The organism is Frigoribacterium sp. CFBP 8766 (assembly GCF_014841435.1).
Lineage (GTDB): Bacteria > Actinomycetota > Actinomycetes > Actinomycetales > Microbacteriaceae > Frigoribacterium.
Map to the genome: position 1 here is coordinate 30,675 of NZ_JACYTX010000003.1, position 15,438 is coordinate 46,112.

Annotated in this window: 16 protein-coding genes; 7 read left to right on the top strand and 9 right to left on the bottom strand. The window is 73.0% G+C overall.

Features of this window, described 5'->3' with window-relative positions; translation table 11 throughout:
* Window positions 1–194: 194 nt before the first annotated feature.
* Complete coding sequence (locus IFT90_RS11715; RefSeq protein ID WP_123547114.1) at window positions 195–407, bottom strand: hypothetical protein; 213 nt, start codon at window positions 405–407, stop codon at window positions 195–197.
* A 219-nt stretch (window positions 408–626) separates the two neighbouring features.
* Between IFT90_RS11715 and IFT90_RS11720 the strand changes: the two genes are divergently transcribed.
* From IFT90_RS11720 to IFT90_RS11730, 3 genes are read left to right on the top strand one after another with little or no spacing between them, the layout of a single operon-like run.
* On the top strand, window positions 627–2,327 hold the full coding sequence (locus IFT90_RS11720; protein ID WP_192042412.1) for a circularly permuted type 2 ATP-grasp protein: 1,701 nt from the start codon (window positions 627–629) through the stop codon (window positions 2,325–2,327).
* Entirely contained in the window at window positions 2,321–3,250 is a 930-nt protein-coding gene (locus tag IFT90_RS11725) for an alpha-E domain-containing protein (protein WP_192042413.1), read from the top strand. The genes IFT90_RS11720 and IFT90_RS11725 overlap by 7 nt, the downstream gene beginning before the upstream one ends.
* Window positions 3,247–4,092, top strand: coding sequence for a transglutaminase family protein (locus tag IFT90_RS11730; protein ID WP_123547111.1), 846 nt, complete (start codon window positions 3,247–3,249; stop codon window positions 4,090–4,092). The genes IFT90_RS11725 and IFT90_RS11730 overlap by 4 nt, the downstream gene beginning before the upstream one ends.
* 5 nt (window positions 4,093–4,097) lie before the next feature.
* Here IFT90_RS11730 and IFT90_RS11735 read toward each other — a convergent pair whose 3' ends face one another.
* The 5 genes from IFT90_RS11735 to IFT90_RS11755 all read right to left on the bottom strand — a co-directional run bounded on the left by IFT90_RS11735 (window position 4,098) and on the right by IFT90_RS11755 (window position 8,408).
* Complete coding sequence (locus IFT90_RS11735; protein ID WP_192042414.1) at window positions 4,098–4,967, bottom strand: endo alpha-1,4 polygalactosaminidase; 870 nt, start codon at window positions 4,965–4,967, stop codon at window positions 4,098–4,100.
* Window positions 4,968–5,029: 62 nt separating this feature from the next.
* Window positions 5,030–6,025 (bottom strand): dihydroxyacetone kinase subunit DhaK, encoded by a 996-nt coding sequence (gene dhaK, locus IFT90_RS11740; RefSeq protein ID WP_192042415.1) that lies wholly within the window; start codon window positions 6,023–6,025, stop codon window positions 5,030–5,032.
* A gap of 70 nt (window positions 6,026–6,095) precedes the next feature.
* Window positions 6,096–6,743, bottom strand: coding sequence for a dihydroxyacetone kinase subunit DhaL (gene dhaL, locus IFT90_RS11745; protein WP_192042416.1), 648 nt, complete (start codon window positions 6,741–6,743; stop codon window positions 6,096–6,098).
* Window positions 6,744–6,786: 43 nt separating this feature from the next.
* Entirely contained in the window at window positions 6,787–7,557 is a 771-nt protein-coding gene (locus tag IFT90_RS11750) for an HAD-IA family hydrolase (RefSeq protein ID WP_192042417.1), read from the bottom strand.
* Window positions 7,554–8,408, bottom strand: coding sequence for a class II fructose-bisphosphate aldolase (locus tag IFT90_RS11755; RefSeq protein ID WP_192042418.1), 855 nt, complete (start codon window positions 8,406–8,408; stop codon window positions 7,554–7,556). Before IFT90_RS11755 ends, IFT90_RS11750 begins: the two co-directional genes overlap by 4 nt.
* 151 nt (window positions 8,409–8,559) lie before the next feature.
* Here IFT90_RS11755 and IFT90_RS11760 point away from each other — a divergent pair, with 151 nt between their 5' ends.
* Window positions 8,560–9,297 (top strand): GntR family transcriptional regulator, encoded by a 738-nt coding sequence (locus tag IFT90_RS11760; RefSeq protein WP_197980861.1) that lies wholly within the window; start codon window positions 8,560–8,562, stop codon window positions 9,295–9,297.
* On the opposite strand, the gene IFT90_RS11765 is transcribed toward IFT90_RS11760, so the two are convergent.
* The 3 genes from IFT90_RS11765 to IFT90_RS11775 form a co-directional block, all read right to left on the bottom strand.
* Entirely contained in the window at window positions 9,282–9,989 is a 708-nt protein-coding gene (locus IFT90_RS11765; RefSeq protein ID WP_192042420.1) for a hypothetical protein, read from the bottom strand. The two genes, IFT90_RS11760 and IFT90_RS11765, sit on opposite strands and share 16 nt — an antisense overlap.
* A 119-nt stretch (window positions 9,990–10,108) precedes the next feature.
* A complete protein-coding gene (locus IFT90_RS11770; protein ID WP_192042421.1) occupies window positions 10,109–11,497 on the bottom strand; it encodes an MFS transporter in 1,389 nt (462 codons plus the stop codon).
* Entirely contained in the window at window positions 11,494–11,961 is a 468-nt protein-coding gene (locus tag IFT90_RS11775) for a MarR family winged helix-turn-helix transcriptional regulator (RefSeq protein WP_192042422.1), read from the bottom strand. The genes IFT90_RS11770 and IFT90_RS11775 overlap by 4 nt, the downstream gene beginning before the upstream one ends.
* A 143-nt stretch (window positions 11,962–12,104) precedes the next feature.
* Between IFT90_RS11775 and IFT90_RS11780 the strand changes: the two genes are divergently transcribed.
* The 3 genes from IFT90_RS11780 (at window position 12,105) to IFT90_RS17020 (ending at window position 15,374) form a co-directional block, all read left to right on the top strand.
* On the top strand, window positions 12,105–12,857 hold the full coding sequence (locus IFT90_RS11780) for an SDR family NAD(P)-dependent oxidoreductase (protein ID WP_192042423.1): 753 nt from the start codon (window positions 12,105–12,107) through the stop codon (window positions 12,855–12,857).
* A 104-nt stretch (window positions 12,858–12,961) separates the two neighbouring features.
* Window positions 12,962–13,639 (top strand): response regulator transcription factor, encoded by a 678-nt coding sequence (locus IFT90_RS11785; protein ID WP_133738958.1) that lies wholly within the window; start codon window positions 12,962–12,964, stop codon window positions 13,637–13,639.
* On the top strand, window positions 13,632–15,374 hold the full coding sequence (locus IFT90_RS17020) for an ATP-binding protein (RefSeq protein ID WP_371812297.1): 1,743 nt from the start codon (window positions 13,632–13,634) through the stop codon (window positions 15,372–15,374). The genes IFT90_RS11785 and IFT90_RS17020 overlap by 8 nt, the downstream gene beginning before the upstream one ends.
* The last annotated feature ends 64 nt before the right edge of the window (window positions 15,375–15,438 follow it).

Here is a 15,438-nt window from a genome sequence, read left to right on the forward strand (position 1 = left end):
CAGCGCCCGCAGCGCGGCGCCGACCGCGGCGGCGCCCACGTGGCCGCACCCCTCGGACCCGCGCGCACCCCTCGGCGCGCGCGAGGGTCTGCGCGGGTTCCGCGGGTCCGGACGCACTGGCGGCGCCTGCCGCGCACACGACGAGGCCCGCCCCGCTCAGCGGGACGGGCCTCGTCGACGTACGCGTGCTCAGGTCAGCGCGAGGCCTTCTTGGCCTTCTTGATCGCGGCCTTGCGGGCGACAGCGACGTTCTTCTTGGCGCTCTTGCGCGCCTTCTTCACCTGGGGGTCGTTCCAGAACGAGCCGACGTAGCCCGAGATCTGCTTGTAGCGACCGTGCCCGGCCTTCGCGCCGAAGGTGTAGGCGATGAACGCGATGATGGCGATGAGCAAGAATCGGAAACTCATGGGTCCTCCCAGGGAACGTTGACGTGTTGCCTCGACGGTAGTCCCCGCGCCTGTGCGGCGTCTCGCCCGTGCGGATGAGACCGCCGAGAACTCGCTCGGCGGCTCGACCGGGCCCCCGGCGAGCTCCGACCGGCCCCGACCTGGCCCCGCCGGGAGCCCCGTCCCCGCCCGCAACCGCCCGGAAACACCCTGGCAACACCCCGTCAGTAGCGTCGAGCCATGGCAGACCTCTTCGACCGCTACGCCGCGGCGACCCCGGCCCGGGGCTCCTCCATCAGGCAGCCGGCGCCCGCCTGGGACGAGATGTTCGCCTCCGACCGCGAGGTCCGCCGGGCGTACCAGGAGATCCACGCGACCCTCGAGGGCATGACGCAGGACGACCTGCGCGGCCGCACCGCAGCCCTCGCCGACTCGTACCTCGCGCAGGGCGTCACCTTCGACTTCGCGGGCGAGGAGCGACCGTTCCCGCTCGACGCCGTGCCCCGCGTGATCGAGCACGACGAGTGGCTGGACGTCGAGAAGGGCGTGAAGCAGCGGGTCAAGGCGCTGGAGGCGTTCCTCGCCGACGTCTACGGGCCGCAGCGCGCCGTCGCCGACGGGGTGATCCCCGCGGGGCTCATCACCAGCTCGAGCCACTTCCACCGCCAGGCCGCGGGCATCGACCCCGCGAACGGCGTGCGCATCCAGGTCAGCGGCATCGACCTGATCCGTGACGAGGCCGGCGCCTGGTGCGTCCTCGAGGACAACGTCCGCGTGCCCAGCGGCGTCAGCTACGTGATCTCGAACCGGCGGGTGATGGCACAGACGCTGCCCGAGCTCTTCGTCTCGATGAAGGTGCGCCCCGTGGGCGACTATCCCGCCCGCCTCCTCGCCGCCCTCAAGAAGAGCGCGCCGTCGGGGGTCGACGAGCCGACGGTGGTCGTGCTGACCCCCGGGGTCTTCAACTCGGCCTACTACGAGCACACCCTGCTGGCCCGGCTGATGGGCGTCGAGCTCGTCGAGGGCCGCGACCTGTACTGCTCGGGCGGCCGGGTGTTCATGCGCACGACCGGCGGTCCCGAGCGGGTCGACGTGATCTACCGCCGGGTCGACGACGAGTTCCTCGACCCGCTGCAGTTCCGTGCCGACTCCGTGCTCGGCTCGCCCGGCCTGCTGATGGCCGCGCGCCTCGGCACCGTCACCATCGCGAACGCGGTCGGCAACGGCGTCGCCGACGACAAGCTCGTCTACACGTACCTGCCCGAGCTGATCCGCTACTACCTGGGCGAGGAGGCGCTGCTGCCGAACGTGCGCACCTGGCGCCTCGAGGATCCCGGCGCCCTCGAGGAGGTGCTCGACCGCCTCGACGAGCTCGTGGTCAAGCCGGTCGACGGCTCCGGCGGCAAGGGGCTGGTCGTCGGGCCGGCCGCGAGCCGACGCGAGCTCGACGAGCTGCGCACCCGCCTGCAGCAGGACCCGCGCGGCTGGATCGCGCAGCCCGTCGTGCAGCTGAGCACCATCCCCACCCTCGTCGACGACGGCCTGCAGCCCCGCCACGCCGACCTCCGGCCCTTCGCCGTGCACGACGGCGACGACGTCTGGGTGCTGCCGGGCGGGCTGACGCGCGTGGCCCTGCCCGCGGGCCAGCTCGTCGTGAACAGCAGCCAGGGAGGCGGGTCGAAGGACACCTGGATCGTCGGCGGCGACGTGGCGGCCTGGGCAGGCCACGACGTGAGCGCCCTCATCGCGGAGCAGACGACGCCGACGCAGTCGATCCCGGTGATCACGCCGGAGGCGGCGGCCGCGGCAGCAGCGGCGGCCGCGGACCACACGCCCGACCACGCACCCCAGGACGACCCCCGCAACGACCAGCAGGCGCAGCAGCAGCAGCAAGAGCAACAGCAGAGACCCACGACCACGACTGAAGGACGACCATGCTGAGCCGCATCGCCGAGAGCCTCTTCTGGATCGGCCGGTACATCGAGCGGTCCGACGGGACGGCGCGCATCCTCGACGTGCACCTGCAGCTGCTGCTCGAGGACCCGTGGATCGACGAGGACACCGCCTGCCGCAGCCTGCTCGCGGTGATGGGCAGCGAGGCCGCCTCCGACGAGGCGCTGACACGCGGCGACGTGCTCGCCCGGCTGGCCGTCGACCGGCACGACCCGGCCTCCATCGCCTACTCGCTCGGCGCCGCCAGGGAGAACGCCCGACGGGCCCGCGAGATCGTCTCGACCGAGCTGTGGGAGTGCCTCAACACGACCCGCGCCCGCATGCCGCGAAAGGTCGCGGACGACAAGGTGCACGAGTTCTTCGCCTGGGTGCGGGAGCGCAGCGCGCTCGCCGTCGGCATCATCGAGAGCGCGACCAGCCGCGACGAGGTGTGGCAGTTCTTCACCCTGGGCCGGTCGATCGAGCGCGCCGACATGACGGCGCGGCTGCTCGCGACGCGCACGCTGACCGAGGCGTCGGGGCCGTCGTGGACGACGATCCTCCGCTCGTGCGGTGCCTACGAGGCCTACCTGCGGACCTACCGGGGCGTGCCGAGCGCCCGCAACGCGGCGGAGTTCCTGCTGCTCGACCGGCTGTTCCCGCGCAGCGTGATGTTCGCGGTCAGCCGTGCCGAGGCGTGCCTCCGCGAGGTCGAGCCGTCGAACGGGCGGGTGATCGCGACCGACGGGGGAGTGCGGATCCTCGGGCAGATGCGCAGCGAGCTCGAGTTCCGGCCGATCGGCGACATCCTCGACGACCTGCCGGCCCAGATGGACGCCGTCCAGGCGGCGACGAGCGCCGCCTCCGAGGCCATCCGCCAGCGGTACTTCCCGACCAGCGCGGCCCCGACCTGGGTCGGTGAGCGATCGTGAGCCGGCTGCGGATCCGCCACCACACCGGCTTCTCCTACGCCGGCGAGGCCGTGGCGAGCTACAACGAGGCGCGCATGCTGCCGGCGCACGCCGAGGGGCAGTTCGTGCTCTCGTCGCACCTCCGCATCGACCCCGCCGCAGGGACCCACGAGTACGTCGACTACTGGGGCACCCGGGTGTCGGCCTTCGAGGTGCTGCTGCCGCACCGGCAGCTGTCGCTGACGGCGACCTCGACCGTCGAGCTGCGGCCGGTGCTGCACCCCGAGACGACGACGGGCTGGGACGACCTGGCCCGCGTCGCCGGCGCCACCGCCCAGTTCGTGGAGCACCTCGAGCAGACGCCGCTGACGGCGCCGCCGGCCGACCTCGTCGACCTGGCCCTCGAGGCGAAGGGGGCGTCGACCTCGCCCTGCTCGACCGCGATGGAGATCTGCCAGAGGGTAGGAGGCGCGGTCCGGTACCTGCCCGGCGTCACCAACGTGAAGACGACGGCCGCCGAGAGCTGGGCCGCCCGGGCCGGGGTCTGCCAGGACATCGCGCACGTGACCGTGGGGGCGCTCCGCGCGGCGGGGATCCCGGCGCGGTACGTCAGCGGGTACCTCCACCCGCGGCCGTCGGCGGAGCTCCGCGAGACCGTCACGGGAGAGTCGCACGCCTGGATCGAGTGGTTCTGCGGAGCCTGGCACGGCTACGACCCCACGAACCTGATCGACATCGGCGACCGTCACGTGGTCGTCGGCCACGGCCGCGACTACCGCGACGTGCCGCCGCTGCGCGGGGTGTACGCGGGGTCGGGCGCGTCGTCGCTGTTCGTGACCGTGGAGATCACGCGCGAGGCGTAGCCGGCTCAGCAGCGAGCGAACGAGTACCCGGGGTCGTCGGCCGGCACCAGGTCGCGGTCGCGCACGACGGTGCTGCGCGGGGTCGTCGCCCGGGCGCAGAGCCCCTCGACGGTGTCGCGCAGGTCGTCCGTGTACTCGATCGCGAGCACGTGGTCGCCGTAGACGGACGTGTAGGCGTCGCACTCCGAGTAGCGGTCGCACTCCTCGGCCACCGCGAAGTCGAAGCCGATCTCGTCGCGGCCCCGCGCCTCCAGCTCGGCGGTGTTCTTCTGCCCGGCGAGCAGCCCGGTGTCGTGGGCCTCGCCGACGAGCAGGGTCGCGAAGGCGACCGCGTCGTCGAGGTCGAAGGCGCCGTCGGACCGGGTGTACGAGTCGAGGTTGTCGAACTCGACGGCGTCGAAGCCGTCGTCTGCGCAGCCCTGGACGGTCGCGCGCATCCGTTCGGCCACCGCCTCCCTCGTGGTCGCGTCGGCGAGGTCGAAGAGGTGCTCGTCGGGCCAGCCGGGGTCGACCAGCAGCTCGCCGGAGGAGCGGTGCAGCAGCCACTCGTCGGGCCACTCCACGCCCGGCTGGGTCTGGAACCCGTTCACGTAGCAGACGTTCCACACCCCGGAGGCAGGCTGCTCGGTGCTGTCCCGCACGACGATCCCGGTGCCGCTCGGCGGGTCGGAGGAGCCGCCGAGCTGGTAGTCGAGCGCCGCGCCGACGGGGAAGCCGTCCGGGTCCGGCGTGGCCGCCGGCATCGTCTCGACGAGGAGGGGAGCGCTGGCGCCGGACTCGCCCGGCGTGCAGCCCGTCAGCGAGAGCGCGAGGACGACCATGCCCGCGGCGGCTGTGCCGAGCGCCCTGGCCGCGGCTGTCCTGGGTCTGCGCATGCAGCGAGCATAGGTCCCCGGACAGCCGCGACCGCAGCTGCGGCCACGGCCGTGCCCGGTCCCTAGAAGGTGCGCAGCGGGATCTCCGCCGGCGCCTCCAGCAGGCGCTTCACCTCGTCGTCGAGCTTGACCAGGGTGATCGACGCGCCGGCCATGTCGAGCGACGTGCAGTACTCGCCGACGTAGCTGCGGACCGGGGTGATGCCCTGGGCGACGAGCTTCTCGTGGGCGATGCCGTAGAGCAGGTACAGCTCGCTGATCGGAGTGCCGCCGAGGCCGTTGACCATCAGAGCCACCTCGTCGCCGTCCGAGAACGGCAGATCGGACACGATGGGCTCGAGCAGCAGGTCGACGATCTCGTCGGCGGGCACGATCTTCTGACGGGCCCGGCCCGGCTCGCCGTGGATGCCGACGCCGACCTCGATCTCGTCGTCGCCCAGCTCGAACAGCGGCGAGCCCTTCGAGGGAGGCGTGCAGGCCGTCAGGGCGACGCCCATCGTGCGCGTGACCGAGTTGACCTTCTCGCCGACGCGGACGACCTCGTCGAGGTCGGCGCCCTCCTCGGCCGCCGCCCCGACCGCCTTGATCACGAAGAAGTTGCCGGCCACGCCTCGACGGCCGATCGTGTAGGTCGAGTCCTTGACGGCGACGTCGTCGTCGATGAACAGGGTCTTCACCTTGATGCCCTCGGCGTCGGCGAGCTCCTCGGCCATCTCGAAGGCCATCTTGTCGCCGGTGTAGTTGTTGACCAGCAGCAGCACGCCCTTCTCGCTCTGGACCCGACGCGCCGCCTCGACCACGTAGTCGGTCGGCGGGGCCGCGAAGACGTCTCCGGGGCAGGCAGCATCGAGCATGCCCTTGCCGACGACCATCACGTGGGCGGGCTCGTGGCCGGAGCCCGAGCCCTGCACGATCGACACCTTGTCCTGGTCCGGCGCGTCGGCGCGGACGATCAGGTTGTACTTCGGGTCGTAGGTGAGCGTGTCGGGGTTCGCCAGGGCGAGGCCCTTGAGCATCTCGGGGACGAACGCCTTCGGGTCGTTGATGAACTTCTTCATTGCGGGTGCCTCACTTCGTCGTGTGTCGCCGTGGTGGGAGGGGGAGGGGAAGTCGGTCGGACGTGCCGGGTCACCACGCGCCCGCGACGCGCTCGGCGAGCACGGCGACCGCGATCGCTCCGGGGTCGGGGGACCCGATGCTCCGCGCGCCCGTGTAGGAGGCGCGGCCCCGTCGTGCCTGGAGGCTCGCGGTGGCCTCGGCGGCGGCCCGCGCGACCTCGGCGGCGTGCCGCGCCGTCCCGGCCGCGTCGGTGCCCGCGGCGACGTCGGCCTCGACGGCGTCGGTCAGGGGCACGAGCGCGTCGAGCAGGGTCTTGTCGCCGACGTCGGCGCCGCCGCGCTTCTTGATGCCCTCGATCGCGGCCCGGAGCATCGCGACCGCGTCGTCGGGCGTCGTCTCGCTCTTGCCCTTCATCGTGATCGCGGCACGGAGGAAGGCGGTGCCCCAGATCGGGCCCGAGGTGCCGCCCATCCGGCTGCTCATCGTCGTGGCCACCTTCTGCAGGAACGCCCCGAGGTCGTCGTGGTCGAACTGGTCGAGGTCGGCGAGGACGGTCTCGAAGCCGCGCGCCAGGGAGTAGCCGAAGTCGCCGTCGCCCGCGACCGCGTCGAGGTCGCAGAAGTACGCCTCGTTGTCGACGCAGGTCTGGGCGATCAGCCGGACGGCGTCCACGAGACGGGACGAGTTCGTGTCGGCGGGGGGAGCGTCGTTGCTCATGTGTTCCTCGGTCTCCTGTGTTCGGGGTTCGGGTTCGGTCGGGTCAGTGCGTCAGCGCGACGAGGGTGCCGAGGTCCACGACGTCGAGGGGCCCGACGCCACGCGGGTCGGCGAGCACCCGGCTCGGGGAGGCGGGCAGGTCGCCCAGGCTGTCGACGACGAGCGCGGCTCCCGAGAAGTCCTCGTCGACGGTGAAGCTGCTCGTCGTCACGACCGTCGACAGGCCAGCGGCGACCGCAGCACGCAGGCCGTTGGCGCTGTCCTCGACGACGACGGCGTCGTCGGCCGGCACCCCCAGCTCGCGGAGCGCGAGCTCGTAGATGTCCGGGGCGGGCTTCTTGCGGGGGACGACGTCCCCGGCGAACACCGCGAACCGCGAGGCGGCCTCGGGCCCCACCACGTGCTCGAGCACGGCCCGGACGGACTCCTCGGCCGAGGTCGACGCGACCGCGAGCAGCCAGCCGGCGGCGTGCGCCTCGTCGGCGATGCGGGCGATGCCCGGGCGGCCGGGCATCTCGCCCGCCCGCACCTTCGCGGTGTACCGGCGGGTCTTCTCCGCGTGCCATTCCGCGATCGTCGCGCGCTGCGCCTCCTCGTCGTCGGGCAGGCCGGCGCGCTCGACGAACTCGGGTGTCAGCAGCGAGGTGAGACGCTCCTTGCCGCCGCCGATGCGCAGCACCCGTGCGTAGTCGTCGGCGCTCCACCGGACGGGCAGCCCGAAGTGCTCGAACGTCTCGTTGAACGCGGGGAGGTGGCCGTCGCGTTCCGTGTCGGCCAGCACCCCGTCGCAGTCGAAGAGGAGGGCCCTCGTCATCGTGCGCTCCCGGTGCCGGCGGCCTTGCCGTCGGCCCCGAACCAGGCGACGTGCTCGGCGATGACGTCGGTCACGGCGGCGGAGACGTCGGCGATCAGGCGGGGCGGGTCCCAGCGGTCCTTCGCGCGCGCCACCTCGAGGTGGGCCAGGGACGCCTGCATGTAGGCGTGCTTGACCGCCGTCGAGATGTTGACCTTCGAGACCCCCGCGTCGATGAACGACCGGAAGTCCGCCTCCGACAGGCCGGTCCCGCCGTGCAGCACGATCGGGCGGTCGGTCAGCGCCGCGAGCTCGGCCGCCCGCTCGGGCAGCAGCTGCGGGTGCGCCTTGTAGAGCCCGTGGCTCGTGCCCAGCTGCGGGGCCAGCAGGTCGCTGCCGGTGCTCTCCGCGATCTCGGCGAGCTGCTCGACGGAGTAGGCGTGCTGCGACTCGTCGCTGCCGACCCCGTCCTCGACGCCGAGGATGTTCTCGATCTCGGACTCGACGTCCACGCCGGCCGCGTGGGCCTCGGCGGTGACCTCGTGCGTCTCGCGCACGGCGTCGTCGAGGTCGCGGTCGGAGGCGTCGAAGAGCACCGAGGACCAGCCGGAGGCGATGACCTCGGTGAGGACCGCCCGGTCGGGGCAGTGGTCGAGGTGCAGGGCCACCGGCACGGTCACGTCGCGGGCCAGGGCGGCGAAGAGGTCGGTGACGAACGCGCAGCCAGCGGTGCGGACGGTCTTGGTCGAGATCTGGACGATGAGCGGGGACGCGGTCCGCTCCGCGGCGGCGAGCACGGCTCGCATGCTGATCTCGTCGAAGACGTTGACCGCGGGCACCGCGTAGCCGGCGTCCCGCGCGGTCCGGGTCATGGACAGTGTCGATGCGACCACGGATTCGACCTCACTTCCTCGTGGGGGTGGTGCCGCCTCCGGCACCTGCTCGGAATGTACATGTCCATACAGGGCTAGACAAGTAGACTCCGCAAGAATTCGCCGTGAGGGATCTGGGAGGGTGGTGCTCGTGTCCGACGTCGTCGACCGGGACTCCCTCGTCCCCCTCTACCAGCAGCTCGAAGAGATCTTCCGCGCGCGCATCGCGAGCGGCGAGTGGGCCCCGAGCCAGCGCATCCCGTCCGAGAACGAGCTCAACCGGCTGTTCGGCCTGAGCCGGATGACCGTCCGGGGGGTCCTCACGAAGCTCACCGCCGACGGGCTGCTGGTGCGGGTCCAGGGCAAGGGCACCTACGTCGCCCCCGACAAGATCACGGCCGTCTCGCCGGCCTACCAGGGTATCCGCGAGCAGCTCGAGGTGCTCGGCTACGACATCTCGACCGAGCTCGTCTCGTTGGTCTGCGAGCCCGCGCCGACGCGCGTCCGCGAGCGGCTGAGGCTGCCGCCGGGTGCCCTCGTCTTCGCGATCGTCCGGCTGCGCTCCGTCGACGGGCAGCCGCTGAGCGTCCACCGCTCGTTCGTGCCCGCCGACCTCGCACCGACCCTCGACCGTCTCGACGTCGTGGGCGAGCAGCTCTGCGTCGTGCTCGAGTCGGCGTTCGACCTGGCCATGCACGACGTCGCCGAGTCGCTCGAGGCGGTGGCCGTCACCGCGGTCGACGCCGAGCTGCTGCACCTGCAGCCGCGCGACCCGGTCCTGCAGCTGACCGACGTCATCTCGGACGCCGCAGGCGGTGCCTTCGAGTACTCGACGATCGTGTTCCGGGGCGACCGGATGCGGCTGTCGTTCGACTACAGCAAGCGCTGAGCCGCGGCCCCGCGGGGTGCTGCACCGTGCCCGCCCGCCAGGGCACCTGGGCCGTCTGGGCGCTCAGGGGGCTCGGCCGGGCTCTGGTCGTCGTGCTGCGGACGGTCCAGGTCCCGGGCTGCCGCGGGCGACGACGTGGCGAGCGGGACGCCCGCGCCGACGGCGGTCCGCTCGGACTCGTCCTCGAGTGGTCCGGGAGCCGAGGTCGCGTGCGCAGCCGTCGACCTCGCCGCCCCGGCGGCACGCGCAGCGGCCACGGACCGCGTGACCGCGTCCGTGAGGGAGCTCGTCGCGGAACGCCGCGCCGCAGCCGCTCGGTGGGTCGCCGAGGTCGCCGCGCGCCCTGCCATGGCCGCGTGCCGGCGGGTCGTCGTCCAGGCCGACGCGAGAGCAGCCGGCTCCGAGGCCGACGTGCGGACCGCCTCCTCGGGGGTGAGCACGGGCGCGGCGGGGGGCGGGGTCGGCGCCGTCTCCGAGCTCGACGCCGGCAGCCGTCCGAGCAGGCGGTCGGCCAGCGCGACGAGCAGCACGACGACGCCCCCGACGACGAGTGCGGACGCCAGCAGGAGGAACGAGACCGCGACGTAGTCGTAGGGGCCGTCGACGGCGCGGGCGTCCGCTGCCAGGCCGAGCGCACCTCCGGCGACGACGGCGGCGAGGGCCGCTGCCGCACACCGCGCTGTCCTGCCCATGTAAGGACCCTCCACGACGGGACGCCGCGGGGCCGGATCAGACCCGAGGACTCGTCATGGGCGGACTGTACGCCGGGCGGCCCGACCGTGGTAGCCCCTTGCGCTCAGCGGCCACGCGCTCACGACGTGCGCGACGCGACCTCGTCGGCGGCCAGCACGGCGGCGGCCTCGTCGCGCCGCTCGCGCGCGGGTCGGCCCCCGTCGCCGTCGTGCTCGACGGTGAAGTGCGGCACGAGCCGCGGGGCGATCCGCCGCACGACCCCGGCGTCCGCGGCCGCGGCGACCGGTGCCACGCGCCGCACCCGCAGGTGCTGACGGCGCACGAGCCAGACCACGGCGATCCCCGCGGCGACGAAGCCGGCCGCGGCGCCGACGCCGATCGCCCAGCGGGGCCCGGCCGTGTCGGCGACCCAGCCCACGATCGGGGCGCCGAGCGGCGTGCCGCCCGTGAAGATCGCCATGTAGAGCGCCATCACGCGGCCGCGCATCTCGGGCGCGGTCGACAGCTGCACCGTGCTGTTGGCCGTGGTCATCAGCGTGATCGACGACAGCCCGACGGCGACGAGCACGGCGGCGAACGTCCAGTAGCTGGGCATCAGCGCGGCGACGGTGCAGGTCACCCCGAAGGAGGCGGCGGCCAGCACCAGCACCCGCATCCGCGGGCGCTCGCGTCGGGCCGAGAGCAGGGCGCCCGTCAGCGACCCCACGGCGATGCACGACGACAGCAGGCCGAACCCGCTCGCGTCGACGCCGAACTCGACGCTCGCCATCGTCGAGGTGAAGATCGGGAAGTTGAGCCCGAAGGTGCCGATCACGAAGATCATCGTGAAGACGACGAGCAGGTCGGGGCGCCCCTTCACGTAGCGGAACCCCTCGCGGATCTGGCCCTTGGCCCGCGACACCGGCGGCTTGTGCTCGAGCTGCGACACCCGGATGAACCGCAGCGACAGCAGCACCGCCGCGAACGACGCCGCGTTGATCAGGAACACCCAGCCGGTGCCCACGCTCGCGATCAGCACGCCGGCGACGGCCGGGCCGAGGAGGCGCGCGCCGTTGAACGAGGCCGAGTTCAGCGAGACGGCGTTCGAGAGGTGCCCCGGGGGGACGAGCTCCGACACGAAGCTCTGTCGGATCGGGGCGTCGATCGCGTTCACCGTTCCGAGCAGGAGCGCGAAGATCCACACCATCCAGAGCTGCGCGACGTCGGTGAGCACCAGCAGGCCGAGGGCCAGGCCGAGCAGGGCCATCGTGCCCTGGGTGAGCATCAGCATGCGGCGCCGGTCGAACCGGTCGGCGATGAGGCCGGTGACGGGCACGAGCAGGATGGGCGGCGCGAACTGCAGCGCCATGGTGATGCCGACCGCGGTCGCGTCGTGGTCGGTGAGGTGGGTGAGCACGAGCCAGTCCTGCGCGGTGGCCTGCATCCACGTGCCCGTGTTCGAGACGAGCGCGCCGCCGAACCAGAGCCGGTAGTTGTAGAGGCCGAGCGAGCGGAACATCGCGCTCACGACCGGTTCAGCTTCCGCAGGATCTCGGTGGCGTCGGCCAGGGTGCGGCGCTCGTCGGCGGTCAGCGCGGCCAGCCGCGGCACCAGCCACTCGTCGCGGCGGCGTCGGGTCTCGAGCACGAACGCGGCACCCGCCTCCGTCGTCTCGAGCACCACCCGGCGACGGTCGTCGTCGTCGACCCGACGGCTGACCAGGCCGGCGTCGACGAGCTTGCCGACCGTACGGTTCATCGACGGGGGAGTGACGCCCTCGTGCTCGGTCAGGGCCCCGATGGTGAGCGGCTGCTCGTGGAAGACGTAGCCCAGGGCCGTCATCTGCGCGTCGGAGACGTCGACGTCGGCCTTCTGCTGGCGCATCCGGCGGGCGAGGCGGAGCACGGAGCCGCGCACGTCGGAGGCGAGCTGGGCGTGCGGGACGGTGCGGCGTGCGGGTGCTGCAGCTGCGGGTGCGGTGGTCTCGGTCATCGCCCGCCAGCCTAATCATTTAGCTCGCCTAAGTAAACGATCTGCCACGATGTACGACACCTGTTGCTGTCAGGTCCATGCAGGCGTATCGTCGAGGGCGGCTCGTCGAAGAGCCCCACACGACACGAGGAAGAAGCGACAGCATGGGCAAGTTCAGCGGCAAGACGGCGATCGTGACCGGCGGCGGGAGCGGCATCGGCGCCGAGGTCTCGCGCCAGCTCGCGGCGGAGGGGGCGTCGGTCGTCGTGACCGACATCAACGTCGAGGCGGCACAGCGCATCGTCGACGAGATCACCTCGGCCGGCGGCACCGCGGCCCCGTTCGAGCAGAACACCGCGAAGTGGGAGCACTCGGAGGCGGCCGTCGCGTTCGCGAAGGAGACCTACGGCGCCCTGCACCTCGCCGTCAACAACGCCGGCATCGGCGCCGCGCCGCAGACCATCGGCGACTACGACATCGCCGCCTGGGACAGGGTCCGCTCGGTCGACCTCGACGGCGTCTTCTACGGCCTCAAGTTCCAGCTGCCCGCGATGGTGGAGGCCGGCGGCGGAGCCGTCGTCAACATGGCCTCCGTGCTCGGCTCGGTCGGCATCGCGAAGAACGCCGCGTACGTCACGAGCAAGCACGCCCTGATCGGCCTGACCAAGGTCGCGGCGCTCGAGTACACGGCGCAGGGCGTCCGCACCAACGCCGTCGGCCCGGGCTTCATCGACACGCCGCTCGTCCGCTCGTCGATGTCGACCGACGAGCTGCACGCCCTCGAGGGCCAGCACGCGTCAGGCCGCCTCGGCACCGACTCCGAGGTCGCGGCGCTCGTGCTGTTCCTCCTCAGCCCCGAGGCCTCGTTCATCTCCGGCAGCTACCACCTCGTCGACGGCGGCTACTCGGCGCACTAGCGCGCGGCTCCTGCGATCCGCCCCGCGCGCCGCTTCAGCCCCGCTTCAGCGCACCCGCGCCAGGATGGGCACGCGGGCAGGGTGCGCGCGAAGAAGGGGCTGCCGTGCGCGTGCTCGTCGTCGAGGACCAGCCGACGCTGGCCGAGGGGCTCCGCGTCGGGCTCGAGGCCGAGGGCATGGCCGTCGACGTGGCGGGCACCGGCACGGACGCGCTCTGGCGCACGCGCGAGGGCAGCTACGACGTGGTCGTCCTCGACATCATGCTGCCCGGCATGAGCGGCTACGCCGTCTGCCGCGCGATGCGCGAAGGAGGCGACTGGACGCCGGTCATCATGCTCACGGCCAAGGACGGCGAGTGGGACCAGGTCGAGGCCCTCGACACCGGTGCCGACGACTACCTCACCAAGCCGTTCTCGTTCGCGGTGCTGCTCGCCCGCCTCCGTGCGCTCGTCCGCCGCGGGGCCCGGGAGCGGCCGGTCGTGCTCGAGGCCGGCGACCTGAGGCTCGACCCGGCGTCGCGCGACGTCCGCCGCGGCGACGAGCAGATCGAGCTGACGAGCCGCGAGTTCGCCGTGCTCGAGTTCCTGATGCGCCGTGCCGGCAGCGTCGTCACGAAGCGCGAGGTGCTCGACGGCGTCTGGAACGACGACTTCGAGGGCGACCCGAACATCGTCGAGGTGTACGTCCGGCACCTCCGCAACAAGGTCGACCGCCCCTTCGGCCGCGAGTCGATCGTCACCCTGCGTGGGGCCGGCTACCGGCTGGAGGCGCGGGGTGGCTGACGACGCCGGTCGCGTCGGCCCCGGTGGTCGCGACGACGACGGTGGCCGCGCGGCCCGCGCCGGTCGACAGGCCCGCACCGGTCGCCGTGGCTCGCTGCGCCTCCGCATCACCGCGGCCGCCGTGCTCGCTGTGGCGCTCACGCTCGGCGCGTTCGCGCTCGTCTTCGCGCTGGTGCAGCAGGCGGTGCTCGCGGACGCCCCGCGCTCGGCCGCGTCCGCCGACGTCGACCGGGCCGTCGCCGCGCTCGCGGGCGGGTCGAGCCCGGCCGTCGCCGTCTCCGGCGACGCGGACGGAGCGCTCGTGGCCGTCTTCGACTCCGCGGGGCAGCTCGTCGCGACGGGCGGCGACGACGACCTCGCCGGGTACGCGCGACAGCTCGCAGGGGCCGCCTCGGGCAGCCGGGTCTCGCTCGACGGGGACGACTTCGTCGTCGAGACCGACGGTGCCGAGTCGGTGAGCACGACCACGTCGACTCCCTCGCCGTCGTCGAGCCCGAGCGCGAGCCCGTCCACCGCGCCGGAGCCGTCGGAGTCCCCGTCCGACGACGACGACGCACTCGACGAGGACGACGCCGCCGAGGCCGCTCGCGACGCGGCCGACGACGCGCGTGAGGCAGCCGAGGACGCGAGCGCTGCGGCTGCCGCTGCCGCCGCCGCCGAGGGCGACGACGACCTCGACGTCCAGACCGTCACGACACGGTGGGACGTCGTGGCCGCGCGCTCCCTCGACGAGGCGCAGGCCGCCTCCTCGGCCAGCCTGCTGACGCTCGGCGTGGCCGTCCCCGTGGCGCTGCTCGTGCTGGGGGTGACGACCTGGTTCGTGGTCGGGCGGGCGCTGCGCCCGGTCGAGTCGATGCGCCGCGAGGTCGCCGAGGTGACCGCCGCGAACCTGTCGCACCGCCTCGCCGACCCAGGTGGGGGAGACGAGGTGTCGCGGCTCGCCTCGACCCTCAACGGCATGCTCGACCGGCTGGACGCCTCCGCGACCGCGCAGCGGCGCTTCGTCGGCGACGCCTCGCACGAGCTCAAGACGCCGCTCGCGACCATCCGCCAGCACGCCGAGGTCGCGCTGCTGCACCCCGAGAGCATCGACGGGCGGGCGCTGGCCGGCACCGTCCTCGGCGAGGAGGCGCGCCTCACCTCACTGGTGCAGGGCCTGCTGGTCCTCGCCCGCGCCGACGAGGGCGCGCTCGGCGTCGCCCGCCGCCCGGTCGACCTCGACGACCTCGTGCTGACGGAGGCGGCTCGCCTGCGGTCGGGCACGGGCACGGGCACGAGCGCGGGCGCGGGTGGGGGTGCGGCCTCGGGTTCGGGGTCGACCTCGGGCTCGGGCGAGGGCGTCGGTCGTGGCGTCTCCGTCGACGCCACGGCCGTGGGACCGGCACGTGTGCGCGGCGACGAGGGGCTGCTCGGCCAGGTCGTCCGCAACCTCGTCGCTAACGCCTCGCGGCACGCGCGCTCGGCGGTGGCCGTGGGGCTCGTCGAGACGGCCGACGGTCGCGCGGTCCTGACGGTCGACGACGACGGTGCGGGGGTCGACGCGGACGACCGCGCGCGGATCTTCGAGCGCTTCGTCCGCCTCGACGAGGCCCGCGACCGCGACGCCGGAGGCAGCGGCCTCGGCCTCGCCATCGTCGCGGAGATCGTGCGAGTGCACGGAGGGTCGGTGCGGGTCGAGACGGCGCCGCTCGGCGGGGCGCGCTTCGTCGTCGACCTGCCGGCCGACGCCGCCTGACCTGCAGGCCGACCTGCCTGACCTGTCGGCGTGACCAGCGCCTCCTCGCCGCCTCGATGTCGAG

What these genes read in the sequence shown, in the direction of transcription:
- IFT90_RS11780 (WP_192042423.1), top strand. Translation starts at nt 12,105, where the DNA reads ATGGGCAAGTTCAGCGGCAAGACGGCGATCGTGACCGGCGGCGGGAGC.
- IFT90_RS11775 (WP_192042422.1), bottom strand. Translation starts at nt 11,961, where the DNA reads ATGACCGAGACCACCGCACCCGCAGCTGCAGCACCCGCACGCCGCACC.
- IFT90_RS11715 (WP_123547114.1), bottom strand. Translation starts at nt 407, where the DNA reads ATGAGTTTCCGATTCTTGCTCATCGCCATCATCGCGTTCATCGCCTAC.
- IFT90_RS11765 (WP_192042420.1), bottom strand. Translation starts at nt 9,989, where the DNA reads ATGGGCAGGACAGCGCGGTGTGCGGCAGCGGCCCTCGCCGCCGTCGTC.
- IFT90_RS11720 (WP_192042412.1), top strand. Translation starts at nt 627, where the DNA reads ATGGCAGACCTCTTCGACCGCTACGCCGCGGCGACCCCGGCCCGGGGC.
- IFT90_RS11725 (WP_192042413.1), top strand. Translation starts at nt 2,321, where the DNA reads ATGCTGAGCCGCATCGCCGAGAGCCTCTTCTGGATCGGCCGGTACATC.
- dhaL (WP_192042416.1), bottom strand. Translation starts at nt 6,743, where the DNA reads ATGAGCAACGACGCTCCCCCCGCCGACACGAACTCGTCCCGTCTCGTG.
- IFT90_RS11755 (WP_192042418.1), bottom strand. Translation starts at nt 8,408, where the DNA reads ATGACCCGGACCGCGCGGGACGCCGGCTACGCGGTGCCCGCGGTCAAC.
- IFT90_RS11735 (WP_192042414.1), bottom strand. Translation starts at nt 4,967, where the DNA reads ATGCGCAGACCCAGGACAGCCGCGGCCAGGGCGCTCGGCACAGCCGCC.
- IFT90_RS11750 (WP_192042417.1), bottom strand. Translation starts at nt 7,557, where the DNA reads ATGACGAGGGCCCTCCTCTTCGACTGCGACGGGGTGCTGGCCGACACG.
- dhaK (WP_192042415.1), bottom strand. Translation starts at nt 6,025, where the DNA reads ATGAAGAAGTTCATCAACGACCCGAAGGCGTTCGTCCCCGAGATGCTC.